At 29.6% G+C, this 13,131-nt stretch carries 10 protein-coding genes; 8 read left to right on the top strand and 2 right to left on the bottom strand.

Annotated features, from left to right (window positions below; translation table 11 throughout):
• Positions 1-105: 105 nt before the first annotated feature.
• Genes GXM21_RS04460 through GXM21_RS04445 form a run of 4 tightly spaced genes read left to right on the top strand, consistent with a single transcriptional unit; the run spans position 106 to position 3,587 of the window.
• The gene (locus GXM21_RS04460) at positions 106-1,287 is read left to right on the top strand and encodes an aminotransferase class V-fold PLP-dependent enzyme (protein WP_008538317.1); all 1,182 of its coding nucleotides are present in this window, start codon (positions 106-108) and stop codon (positions 1,285-1,287) included.
• Positions 1,288-1,297: 10 nt separating this feature from the next.
• The gene (locus tag GXM21_RS04455) at positions 1,298-2,197 is read left to right on the top strand and encodes a selenium metabolism-associated LysR family transcriptional regulator (RefSeq protein ID WP_008538318.1); all 900 of its coding nucleotides are present in this window, start codon (positions 1,298-1,300) and stop codon (positions 2,195-2,197) included.
• Positions 2,198-2,247: 50 nt separating this feature from the next.
• Positions 2,248-2,784 carry an ECF transporter S component gene (locus GXM21_RS04450; RefSeq protein WP_008538319.1) on the top strand — a complete coding sequence of 179 codons (537 nt, stop codon included), beginning with the start codon at positions 2,248-2,250 and terminating at the stop codon, positions 2,782-2,784.
• 14 nt (positions 2,785-2,798) lie between these two features.
• Positions 2,799-3,587: a class I SAM-dependent methyltransferase gene (locus GXM21_RS04445; RefSeq protein WP_008538320.1), complete on the top strand. Its 789-nt coding sequence runs from the start codon at positions 2,799-2,801 to the stop codon at positions 3,585-3,587.
• A gap of 55 nt (positions 3,588-3,642) precedes the next feature.
• Here the strand turns inward: GXM21_RS04445 and GXM21_RS04440 are convergent, their stop codons facing one another.
• Positions 3,643-5,025: a threonine/serine exporter family protein gene (locus GXM21_RS04440; protein ID WP_008538321.1), complete on the bottom strand. Its 1,383-nt coding sequence runs from the start codon at positions 5,023-5,025 to the stop codon at positions 3,643-3,645.
• A gap of 208 nt (positions 5,026-5,233) precedes the next feature.
• Between GXM21_RS04440 and GXM21_RS04435 the strand changes: the two genes are divergently transcribed.
• Entirely contained in the window at positions 5,234-5,668 is a 435-nt protein-coding gene (locus GXM21_RS04435; RefSeq protein WP_008538322.1) for a hypothetical protein, read from the top strand.
• A 32-nt stretch (positions 5,669-5,700) separates the two neighbouring features.
• Entirely contained in the window at positions 5,701-10,725 is a 5,025-nt protein-coding gene (locus GXM21_RS04430) for a DUF4132 domain-containing protein (protein WP_008538323.1), read from the top strand.
• A gap of 56 nt (positions 10,726-10,781) precedes the next feature.
• Here the strand turns inward: GXM21_RS04430 and GXM21_RS04425 are convergent, their stop codons facing one another.
• Positions 10,782-12,110, bottom strand: coding sequence for a threonine/serine exporter family protein (locus GXM21_RS04425; protein WP_008538324.1), 1,329 nt, complete (start codon positions 12,108-12,110; stop codon positions 10,782-10,784).
• Between the two features lie 269 nt (positions 12,111-12,379).
• On the opposite strand from GXM21_RS04425, the gene GXM21_RS04420 reads away from it, so the two are divergent.
• Positions 12,380-12,727: a DMT family transporter gene (locus GXM21_RS04420; protein ID WP_008538325.1), complete on the top strand. Its 348-nt coding sequence runs from the start codon at positions 12,380-12,382 to the stop codon at positions 12,725-12,727.
• 14 nt (positions 12,728-12,741) lie between these two features.
• Complete coding sequence (locus tag GXM21_RS04415; RefSeq protein WP_008538326.1) at positions 12,742-13,068, top strand: DMT family transporter; 327 nt, start codon at positions 12,742-12,744, stop codon at positions 13,066-13,068.
• Positions 13,069-13,131: the final 63 nt, after the last annotated feature.

The raw sequence follows: 13,131 nt of genomic DNA, 5'->3' as shown, positions 1-13,131 counted from the left end.
TGCACAATGCGTTTATCATAGCATCTAAACTTAAGCTATGTCTAATTTAATTTATTAATATTTTTCATCTATTTATCAAAAATCATAATAAATGAGGTTTTTATCATGCACAAAATTTATCTAGATAATGCTAGTACATCATTTCCCAAACCACCTTCAGTAGCTAAAGAAGTCTATAATTTTCTTGCTCATAATGCAGTGAATATCAATAGAGGTTCTTATAATAATGCTTATTCTGTTGAAGAAATAGTTTTTGAAACAAGAGAATTATTAAAAGATCTATTTCATGCTACAGATAGTAAAAATGTAGTCTTCACTAAAAATATAACAGAAAGTTTAAATATATTATTAAAAGGCTTTTTAAAACCAAATGATCATGTAATAATTTCTTCTATGGAACATAATGCTATTATGCGACCTTTGACTCAATTAACTAAACAAAATATCAGTTATACTCAAGTCCCTTGCCATATAGATGGAACATTTCCTTTAGCAAAATTATCTGATTGTCTACAAGAAAACACTAAGCTTATCATTGTAACTCATGCTAGTAATGTATGTGGAACAATCTTACCTATTGAACAAATTGGTGAATTTTGTGTCAAACATAATTTAAAATTCATGGTAGATTGCGCTCAAACTGCTGGTATTTTGCCCATTGATATGCAAAAAATGCATATTGATGCTCTAGCTTTCACAGGTCATAAAGGTTTATTAGGTCCACAAGGAATAGGTGGCTTTATTCTATCTGAAGATATGATTAAACAAATTGAACCTTTAATCAGCGGTGGCACAGGTAGTATCAGTCATACAGAAGAAATACCTCAATTTATGCCCGATAGATTTGAAGCTGGTACTTTAAATCTTCCTGGTATTATTGGACTACATGCGAGCTTACAATGGTTAAAAAAAATTACTATTGCCAAAATCCATGAACATGAAAATATGTTGACAAATTATTTTTTGCAACAGATACAACAATTAGACCCTGATGAAAAATATATTCGCCTTATTGGCAAAAAAGATACTCTTATGCGTACAGGCGTAGTTTCTATTCAAGTTTTAAATCATGAATTATCACAAATTGCCTATGATTTAGATGATAAATTTCAAATTATGACTAGAGTAGGTCTTCATTGCGCCCCACAAGCACATAAAACTTTAGGTACTTTTCCTACAGGCACAATCCGTTTTTCCTTTGGTTATTTCAATACATTAAAAGAGATAGATTTAACTATAGAAGCCTTAACTAAACTCATTTTAAATAAAGATATACAAAATATATAGGATATTAATTATGGAATTTAGACAATTAGAATCTTTTTGTGCTGTTGTTCGTTATCAAAGTTTTACTAAAGCTGCAGAAAAATTATATATTTCGCAACCTACAATCAGCACTCATATTCGTATGCTTGAACAAGAATTCAATTCTCGCTTAATCATTCGCACTACTAAAAATATTGAAATCACACCACATGGAAAAGAATTATTTGCATGTGCTCAAAAAATCTTCACATTAAAAAATGATTTAATTCAAAAATGGTCTGAAGAAAATAAAAAAATCATTCGTATCGGTGCTTCTACCATTCCTGCCGATTATATATTACCTGAAGTATTACCGTTATTTTGTCAAAAATATCCCGATATCCAATTGCATATTCATCAAAATGACAGTGGTAATATCTTACAATCTATTTTGAATGGCAAATTCACCATTGGTATGGTAGGTATGAAATCTTTTGAAAAAGAGCTTGATTTTGTTCCTTTTTTTCATGATGAAATCGTGATGATTACTCCTAAACAAGAAAAATTTTTACATTTTTCCCAAAAAGCATTTAATCAAGATGATTTAATCTCTTTATTGAAAAAAGAAACTATTATTTTGCGTGAACAAGGTAGTGGCAGTAAAAAACGTTTAGAAAGTTACTTTGAGCAAATCAATCTATCCGAAAAATCCTTAAATATCATAGCTAGATTAAATGACCAAGAATCCATCAAAAAATTAGTAGCTAGTGGACTTGGCATCTCGTTTATTTCTGCTAAAGCAATCACTGATGCAGATAATTTGCTCACTATAAAATTACCTGAAAATAACTTAACTCGCAGTTTATATTTTGCTTATCATAAAGACTATATCTTAAAAGAACATATCTTATCTTTTATAAAATTTGTACAAAAATTCTATGCAAAAAAATAAAATAAACGCTATAATACTATACAAGATTAAATATAGAGAGGGTTAGTATATTGAAAATAAAAATATTGACAAATATGGCAATGCTTGTAGCTTTGTCTTTGATTTTAGTAATGTTGATTAATTTCCCGATTTTGCCTGCTATTCCATTTATGAAATATGACCCTGCTGATATTCCTATTCTCATTGGCAGTTTTCTCTTTGGCCCTATGGGTGGTGTAATCCTGACAGCAATTGTTTCTATTTTACAAGGTTTATTCATCAGTGGTGATGGTGGTCCAATCGGTATCGTCATGCATTTTTTAGCTACAGGTACTTTTGCTTTTATTGCCGGATTTATTTATCAACGTACAAAAACAAAACGCTCTGCTGTTGTCGGTTTAATCTGCGGAGCTTTAAGTATGACTTGTGTTATGGTCATTTGTAATTTACTATTAACACCTATTTTCTTAGGTGCACCTATGGAAAAAGTTATTGAACTACTTTTACCTGCCATCATACCTTTTAATTTGATTAAAGCAAGTATAAATGCTTTAATAACTTATTTCATTTATAAACCTATATCAAATTTTGTACATCGCAATATTTAAAAGGAGCTTTAAATTTGACTGTAATTACTACTATTCGCAAAGTAACAATTGATTTAGAAAATAAAGCTAAACAAATTGCTAAAGATTTATCCATTTCTTATGTTACAAGAAATAATCTCGGCATTGATAAAATAAAACAACAAGAAAATGCAGATACTGTAATCATTGTAAAAAAAGATAAATTAGTCTTAGATTTACCTACAGGCGAAATGTTTTTTCACCCTAATATGGCTCAAGTTCGCATGAAACGTTTACGCTGTGGTGATATTGATAATATGCTTGAAGCTATGGGAGGACGAGAATTTTTACAAAATAAAACTGTTTTAGATTGCACTTTAGGTTTTGCCTCTGATGCAATTATCAGCTCATATGGTGTAGGCCCTAAAGGTAAAGTCATCGGCCTTGAAGTTAACCCTTTAATCGCTCTCATCGTCAAAGATGGACTAAAGACTTATCTACCTACTAATTACGATTTAAAATCTGCTATGGATAATATCACTGTTATCAATCAAGATTATTTAAGTTTTCTTAAAGAACAAGAAGATAATAGTTTTGATATCATCTATTTTGACCCTATGTTTCGCCATGCACTCACGGACAGTAAAAGTCTAAATCCACTTCGCCAATTAGCAGATATGAGAGCTGTTAGCCACGAAGCATTAAATGAAGCTAAACGCGTCGCTAAATATCGCATAGTCTTCAAAGAAAATAGTCGCAGTCTTGAATTTTCTCGCCTTGGTTTTACTAAAATCTGTGGTGGTAAATACGCTCCTATTCACTATGGAGTTATTGATTTAAACTAAAAATATAAAAGACCTAAGCTTATATGGATTTTCCCATATATCTTAGGTCTTTTTTCTATTCTTTAAACAGTTCTAATTGTTTTATCTCTTTAAAATGATATTGACGATATTTTCGTTCGGATAAAGCCCTGCTCAATCTTTTACTATCATAAATTCTAATATATTTCTGGGCAAAAATATTTGGCAATGCCACACCTACAGCTATTGCTAGAATTATCAAAGTAGCATTTACACCACTTTGAAACGCTTGTAAAAAATTACTTACATCTAAAGTATCAATATCAATTATATTAAATAACAAACGATACATCAAAATACCTGGCATCAACGGAATAACTGATGGTATCGTAAGCACATGGCTAGGCACATGAAACCAATGCACAGCCCTCAAAGCAATAATACTTACCACCATTGCTCCTAGCAATGTTCCAATCGGCAAACCAACACCTAAAAAATCCATAGACAAAGTACGTACACAGACAGAAATCACTCCACCTAGACCGACTACCCATAATAAACGTGGCGGAACATTAAACATGGTAGAAAAACCAGCAGCTGCTATAAAAGCTGATATTACATAAACAATATATGCTTGATGATTTACTGTCGATAAATGCGTAAAATCTTCTACACTGAATAATTTTATGGCAAAAATTATACCAAAAGTCATACTACCAACCATCAGCAGAGTATTCATCGCTCTTGTTATGCCAGCTGTAATATAACAATCGAGCATATCTTCTAAAGCATTGACCATAGGCACACCTGGAACGATAAAAATAGCACATGCCAACATAGTGTACCATGAAGTATCTGTAAACGGCAAAAAATGTGTAAAATATGCTATCACTGTAGCTGTAAATGAAGATACTACAATCGCCATATAAGGATTTATACCAATTTTTAAACATTGACTGCGCACAAAAAAGCCAATAAATGCTGCTATTGCAGTATATAATGATGCCATGATATCACAGCCAAACATTTTACCTACACCGCCACAAGCCAGCGCTGCTCCAAGATTAATAATAAAAGTCGCATATTTGCTTTTCTTGCTTTCTACTTTCTTCAATTCAGCTTCAAATTGCTCAATAGTATAATCTCTTTCGATTGCCTCCCATGTCATTTTACTAACTTCTAAAATCACATTCATATCAACATTATGCTGATAACATTTTTGCAATTTCGTCATATGATAATTGCCAACGCTCACACTGACCATCAAAGTAGTATACGTAACATGAATATGCAATTGGTCGCCAAAAATCCCTGCATAAGCAGCTGTTCGTTGCATAGTTCGCACAATCCTGCTCGTATCTGCTGAATTTTCCATCATCAAACGACCTACATGCAAAATCAAATGAACTTTTCTTGTCAGTTCTAAATAATTTTCATCTATATTATATGGTATGCTTTTAGAAATTGGTACGTTCTTCATCAGTATAAATGCCCTTCTTAATCATAAAATAAATATCCTATTCTATTATAATATCAATCTAAGATAATAGTACATACAAAATTATATTTATTTCAAATATCACTCAAATTAACATAAGACCTCAAGAAATTGCAAGGATTTTATTTAAATTCAGCGAATTATATACTAAACGATATTGTTTATTTTAAATTTAGAAAAGAGGGATTATATGCAAATCTACATTCAAGTAAAACAACTCGGCAAACGCAAAGATAGTATTGAAGCACAAAAATTTATTATCAAAGACTCCCTTTTTACTGTACATGATTTACTTTATGACATCGTAACTAAACAAGTAGATAAATTCAATCATCGTGCTATTGGCAATATAGATGATGAACCTACCTTATTAAATTATTTATCGTTAACTCAAATAGAAAATCAATCGCCTTCTGGAAAAATATCCTTTAATCTAGATTACCGCCAACAAAAACAAGACATTCAATCGGCTTTTGATAATGTTATTATGGCTTTTAATGATGGATTATTTCGTATATTTTTAAACGATAACGAACTATCTTCCCTAGAAGAAAAAATCAATTTACAAGAAAATGACAAATTAACTTTTATCCGCTTAACCATGTTATCAGGAAGAATTTGGTAAACTTTTTCGTAAAATTAGAAAGGATTTTTATTATGTGTTTAGATAGATGGTTCAATAATAATAAAGAATTTAAAAATAAAATAATAGCTGAACTTGCAAAGTTAAAAAATAAACTTTCTACAACGCAACAAAATATTTATGATATTTATTTAACTGAATTACAAGTAAAAACTAGATATAATTATTATTACGCTTCTTTTTCCTTAGAAGAAAGGCTCTCTAATCACCCTTTATATCTACATTGGCAAAAAATTTTACCTGAAGTATTAACAAAGCCTATATCTTCTTATTTTTCTGATGATGAAAAAATTGTATTGCAGACCATCTTAGGCAAAGACAAAGTAAATTTATTTTTCTTAGCCCTAGATAATTTAATGGATTACCCTTATCAAACTAACTGGTATAGACGCACACTACGTTCTCACCAATCACATCTATATTTAAGTCGCATGTTCGATGTATTAAATGAATTTTTAATCTATCGCAATACTCAATTAACACCTCTAGAAAAATTAAAACTATCTTGTAAACCTATCGATGAAAATAATTTACCACTACAAGATTATATTTATTTGCAAAGTTTTGGTATTTATGTTCTAGCCGCTGAAATCGATAACAATAATACACAAACAATAAAATTAATTGAAGATATCATCTTAGGTGATAATCAAGTTGCTTTTCTTTCTTATGGTTTAATCAATTCCATAGTAAAAAGTCATAATCAGCATCTGCATAAATTATTAGGTGATTTACTCTTAGCTGGACGATTGCAAGAAGGATTGCGCCAATCCATCACTGAAAATATGGATAATGGCACAGTAGAAGCTTTTTTAACCCTATTAAAAGTAATCGAAGAAAATAATTTAATTCGCTATGCATCTGTAAAAAGAGCTATAGCCACATGGACAAGTCTAATTGATATTGATAATGCTGATAAAATCACAAAAAAAGAAATCGCTTCTTTCTCTAAATTTTTAACGAACGAACAGCTTCGCCATCAATCACTCAATAGCCAAAATCCTGTGGAAATTTATTTAGCTCTATGGTCATATGCTTTTTATAATGTAGAAACAACTATACCATTTATCCTTGATTTATTTAAAAATGGTCAAAAACATCAAAAACTAGTCGCTGGTTATTTCTTAAATGTAATCAATGATAATCAAATAATTTTTAAATTGCGTTATGAATTAGTTACCCAATACAATTTAACAGAAGATAATCTCTCCTTAATAGCTATATTATTCCGTCTAAAATTAAAAGATACAGTTTATAAAAATTTCCTTGAGCATAATTTCAGCTCCACACATCTAACAGATTATTATTATAAATTAAAAGCTTTATCGCAAAATTTACCTAAAGAAAAAATTTTCTCGCCTTGCGTTTTTCCATGGCATACTGAAATTCTAAACTTAAGTGATGTTTTGATTGAAATGGCAGATATTAGTTATTATCTAGCTTCTGATGAATTATTAGATGATTTTTGCAGTGAAATTTCTCGACTTGATACTTTTTGGCGCGATAATTATTTGAAAAAATTATATACTACTCCTAAAACTCTAACTCAACGCCAATTAGTATTTTGCCTACTAGCTGATAGAAGTGAAGCCACACGCAAAGAAAGCTATAACATCATCAATAAACTCGCCATTTCTAAAGATGAATATGACCTTCTCATATCCATGCTCAAATATAAATACAGTGATTTACGTCAAAATATCATTCGACTCTTATTAAAACAGCCTGAAAAACAATTACTTAATACCTTAAAATTTTTATTGAGCGATAAAAAAGGCTCTATTCGCCTTGCTGGTTTAGATATATTATTGCAATTGCAAAAAAATCCTCATAATCAAACCCTATTTAATACTGCCAAATCATATCTTTGTACACTTACTAATCCTACAACTAATGAACAAATCTTAATTTCGCAAATAAATGATAGCTATGATAATGACCCTACTATTAAAGAATTATCTTACGATACTACATTAAAAACTCAACTTGCACTATCTGAAGTAAACAATTCTTTAAAAATAACAGATATTTATCCGCTTTCACTTCAAGAATTATTCCAAATAGTAGATGATTTATCTAATTTTTACGAAAAACATAAAATGCTTTCGTATAATCCTTTATATGGCAGTGAAATCCTTTTAGATAATGACTTTAGACGCATTTCTTGGGAAGAAAAATTTAATTTATATAAATATCCTTATCCTAATCTTTGGCAAGATTTTTATGCTCAATATATCAAAACACCCGCTAAACTTTATCAATTATATCTATTTATATCATTGAATTATTTCGATATAAATTCACCATTTAAAGATGTAATAACTAATACATTCAATGACAATTCAATTTGTTTAAAATCCAAATATATACAAACTAAATTAAATAATTATTCCCGTATAGAAAGTTTAACCACTATTATTGAAAATCTCTATGAATATTATGTTCCTCAAAAATACTGTTTTGAAGTTGCTAAATTCTGGGCTTTACGTCATTTAGAAAAATTTGATTTTAATAAAGTCATAGCTAAACAAAATAAAATGACTATTTCTTTCTTAACGCAATATCATTATGGTAGTAAATCTGTTGGTTGTACTTTCATTCTTATGCCACTTTTAAATAACTATAATGATGATATTAGTTTCAAAGAAAGCTTTATTTTACTGTATAATCTCTACACAAAATACAAATATGAAATTTATTTGCCTATATATAATTTCCTTCGTGCTAAGCAAATGAATTTAATCGCTGAAGATGAACTTTATATCGATATTTTCCAACGCTCATCAGAACAATTATCTTCAAAACTCAATCAATTATCTTCTTTATTTGAAGAAAATTTTTCGACTTTAGCTTTTAGTGATTTTTCTGCTGAAAGACCAACAATAAAACAAGATTTACTACTTTATAGCCAAAATTTTGCCGATATCATCATATCTCAAATTTTATCCATTGAATTAAAACGTGGTGATTTGCCTACTAAATACACTAAATTAATAAATAATATCAAACAAATAAAAGGCATTCATTATTTTGTTGATATTTTAACAGCATTAGGCAAAAGTAAATTAAAAAATATCTCTTATCTTTGGTCTGAAATAACTAATAAAGATAGCATCTTTTCTTATCTATTAAGTATTTGCAAACCTAAAAAAGATGAAACAGCTAAAGATTTAAAAGCGTATCTAAAAGATAAATCTATCTCTAATATTCGTTTAATCGAAGCTTGTATGTTCTCACCTTCATGGATACCATTAGTGGATAAAATTTTGAAATGGAAAGGATTTGTCAGCGGTTGCTATTATTTCTTAGCACATATGCGTTATGCTGATAAAAAATTAGCTGCTACATTTGCTAAATACACGCCGATTTCCATTGAAGATTTACGTGATGGAGCTTTTGATTTGGATTGGTTTAAATCATGCTATAAACAATTAGGTAAAGAACGTTTTGCTATTTTATATGATGCTGCTAAATATATCTCTGAAGGAAATGCTCATACACGTGCTAGAAAATACGCTGACGCTACTAACGGTTTATTCTCCGCTGATGAAGTCAAAGCACAAATAATTGCAAAACGCAACAAAGATTTATTGATGGCTTACGGATTAATACCACTTTCTAAGAGCGGTAAAATCACTAAGACTGCACAAAAAGAAATGCTCAAGCGTTATATATTCATTCAGCAATTTCACAAAGAAAGTAAAAAATTTGGCTCACAAAGACAATCTAGTGAAAACTTAGCTTGTAAAATTGCTCTAAATAATTTAGCAAGAAATGCTCATTTTTCTAATACTTTCCGCTTTATTTTAAATATGGAAACACAATTAATCAAAAATCAACAACAATATTTTGAGCCTAAAGAGCTAGAAAATGTTTCTATTTATTTACAAGTAGATGAATATGGTAAAACTTCTATTATTTGTCAAAAACAAAATAAACAATTAAAATCTGTACCTAGTAAAATCAAAAAAGAACCATATTATCTTGCTTTAAAACAAGCCAAAAATGAATTTATTGACCAATATCGCCGTTCAAAAATTATGTTTGAACAAGCTATGGAAAATTCCACTTTATTTTTGGCAGATGAAATCACTTTGCTCAATCAAAATCCTATATTAAAACCATTGCTTCAAAATCTAGTATTTATTCATGATAATGATATAGGCTATTTCCAAAATAATAGCTTAATCTCACCTACAAAAAATATCATCAAATTAAATGCTGATGATAAAATTCGTATCGCTCACCCTATAGATTTATATAAAAGCAATCTATGGCATATATATCAGCAAGATTTATTTACACGTCAAATTAAACAGCCATTCAAACAAATTTTCCGTGAATTATATTTAAAAATAGATGATGAGTTAAATTCTGCTCAATCTCATCGTTATGATGGTTATCAAATCCAACCACAAAAAACGCAAGCTGTTTTAAAAACTCGCAATTGGATTGCTAGCTATTATGAAGGTCTACAAAAAGTATATTATCAAGAAAATATTATTGCTACTATTTACGCTGCTGTTGATTGGTTTACTCCTGCCGATATTGAAGCTCCTATACTTGAATATGTATCATTTTATGATCGCAAAACTTTCAAAGATATTTTAATTAAATATATTCCTGATATTGTTTTCTCTGAAGTTATGCGTGATGTAGATTTAGCTATCAGCATTGCTCATGTAGGTGGCGTAGACCCTGAAACAAGCCATTCTACAATACAGATGCGCAAAGCTATCTTAGAATTTACTTTACCACTCTTTAAATTGAATAATGTTTCCTTAAATGATAATTTTGCTATCATCAAAGGAAATTTAGCAGATTATTCCATTCATTTAGGTAGCGGTCTTGTTCATCAAATGGCAGGAGCTGAAATCGCTATTTCTGTTGTTCCTTCCCAACATCGTGGTCGCTTATTTTTACCTTTTGTTGATGAGGACCCTAAAACAACCGAAATCATCACCAAAGTATTGCTCTTTGCCAAAGACAATGATATCAAAGACCCATTTATTTTAAATCAAATAAAATTAGTTAAATAAAACGAAAAAACTGTACTAAACAATTTATGATTTTAGTACAGTTTTTTCTATTTTATCTATGCTCTTTTTGATTTAGTTCTCACCAAAAACATCAATTTATCTTCTTTTAACTTATTAATATAATTGCGGAAAAAGATATTAGGAATTGCCACACCAACAGCTATCGCCAATAATATCAAAGTTGTATTAACACCATTATTTAAAACATGATGATAATTCATATTATCCACATTTTCTAAATTAATAATACTAAATAGTAAACGATACATAAAAACACCTGGAATTAAAGGGATTACAGACGGAATAGTCAATACATGACTAGGTGCATGTACTATATGTACAGCTTTCAAAGATAATAAACTGACTATGACAGCACCTGCAAGCGAAGCCGTTGCTTGTGAACAATCATATTCTAACATTAAAAAGTTGCGTACTCCCACTGAAATTATCGCTCCACAGGCAACTACAATTAACAATCTAGGTGGCATATTAAAAATAGTTGCAAAACCTATAGCAGCTACTGAGGCTGCAACAGCACAAACTACAAATGAATTAGAAGAAATACTTAAGCTTGTAAAATCTTGAACTACACATAATTTTATGGCAAAAGCTATGCCAAAAGTCATACTTCCTATCATCAATAAAGTATTCATCGCCCTTGTCATTCCTGCTGTAATATAATTATCTACAAAATCATCTATCGCATTAATCAAAGGAATTCCCGGCACGATAAATAAACTACAAGCAATGAGTGGATGCCATGGCGTATTAGTTGGCATAAAATGTATAAAGTATGCACAAATAGTGGCTACAAAAGCAGAAATAGCTATTGATGCATATGGATTAAATTTTAATAAATTGCATTTCATTCTCGTCCAATAACCTATCATTGCACAAATAGAAGTGTAGATAAATGCAAAAAAATCACCACCAAATAATAAGCTAAAGCCACCACAAGCCAGCCCTGCACTAATCATCACTAAAGGCTTTTTATAATATCTTTTACGCAAACAAATAAATCTCAACTCTTTTTCAAATTCATTTAAAGAATAATCTTGCTCAATAGCTCGCCATGATAATTTACTAACTCCAGAAATTGCTGTCATATCTACTCCATGTCTATAACATTTTTGGAAATTAGTAATAGATTTGTCCCCTGTATTAATATTAACCATTATTGTTGTAAAAGTAATATGAATTTGCAATCTTCGCTCTGGTATTTTCATAAATACGCCTACGCGTTTCATATTGCGTACAATACGATTTGCATCAGCTCCACTTTCCATTAAGACTTTGCCCACACGCAAAATCAATTGTATTTTTCGTTCAATCTCCTTATCTTCTTTCAAATTTTTTAAATTATTATGTTCTAAATAATTATTCATTTTCCCTAACCTCTATAACTCTATTATTCAATTTTCTATTACTAAATAGCATAAATATGATGATTTTATAATTATATCTCCTTCATAATCTACTATATTTATATTATTATGCAAAGTAATATTAAATTCAAATACAGCTTTGTTATTCAATCTATAACTAAAATACATTAATAAAATTGAACAAAGAGCTATTGACTATGGTGTTATACCATAGTTTATACTTGAAATAAGAAGTAATATATTTCTATTTTAAGAAAGGATTTGTTATTATGGTTACGAAAAAATATTGCTGGTTAATGTTATTGCTAGCAATTATTTTGGAAATAACAGGTACAGCTTTAATGAAATTTTTTGCCATAAAAGGTGGTATGGAAGGTTATATCTTAATGCTTTTATTTATATTTTGTTCCTATTTTGCATTAAGTAAAGCCATTGTAAAAATTCCCATCAGTACTGCTTATGCTATTTGGGAAGGTATAGGATTAATCGGCACAGCTACTGTGGCTTATTTTATTTTTAATGAAGATTTATCTTTATTAAAAGTTTTAGCTTTTATGGTAATCTTAAGTGGTTTAATCATGATAAAAAAAGGAACTTATACTGTTTCAAATAAATAATGGAGTTGAATATTATGTCAGATGGTACGATTGGTACTTTATTGATTATTGGTTCTGTATTTTTCGATGTATTGGCTAATATTTGTCTAAAAAAATCTCAAGGATTTAAATATAAATTATATGGATTTTTGGCAATCAGTTTAGTTGGATTTGCCTTTTTATGTTTAGCTTACGCTATTAGCATCATGGATTTAAGCATTGCTTATGCCTTATTTGGTGCTTGTGGTTTACTTTTAACTACAATTATTGATAAATTATTTTTCGGTCTACGCATCAAGCCTTTGGGAATTATTGGCTTAATGACGATGATTACTGGTATTGTTTTAATAAAAATGATTTAAATAAATAAAACCACTATTTAGTATGAAATTATATCTTTAAAATTATACTATAATAGTGGTTTT

It is taken from the genome of Megamonas funiformis (genome assembly GCF_010669225.1).
GTDB lineage: Bacteria > Bacillota > Negativicutes > Selenomonadales > Selenomonadaceae > Megamonas > Megamonas funiformis.
This window is presented reverse-complemented; position numbering and strand designations above follow the sequence as displayed.

Coding starts and splice junctions, on each gene's coding strand:
- GXM21_RS04460 (WP_008538317.1), top strand. CDS start 106: ATGCACAAAATTTATCTAGATAATGCTAGTACATCATTTCCCAAACCA.
- GXM21_RS04455 (WP_008538318.1), top strand. CDS start 1,298: ATGGAATTTAGACAATTAGAATCTTTTTGTGCTGTTGTTCGTTATCAA.
- GXM21_RS04440 (WP_008538321.1), bottom strand. CDS start 5,025: ATGAAGAACGTACCAATTTCTAAAAGCATACCATATAATATAGATGAA.
- GXM21_RS04435 (WP_008538322.1), top strand. CDS start 5,234: ATGCAAATCTACATTCAAGTAAAACAACTCGGCAAACGCAAAGATAGT.
- GXM21_RS04430 (WP_008538323.1), top strand. CDS start 5,701: ATGTGTTTAGATAGATGGTTCAATAATAATAAAGAATTTAAAAATAAA.
- GXM21_RS04425 (WP_008538324.1), bottom strand. CDS start 12,110: ATGAATAATTATTTAGAACATAATAATTTAAAAAATTTGAAAGAAGAT.
- GXM21_RS04420 (WP_008538325.1), top strand. CDS start 12,380: ATGGTTACGAAAAAATATTGCTGGTTAATGTTATTGCTAGCAATTATT.
- GXM21_RS04415 (WP_008538326.1), top strand. CDS start 12,742: ATGTCAGATGGTACGATTGGTACTTTATTGATTATTGGTTCTGTATTT.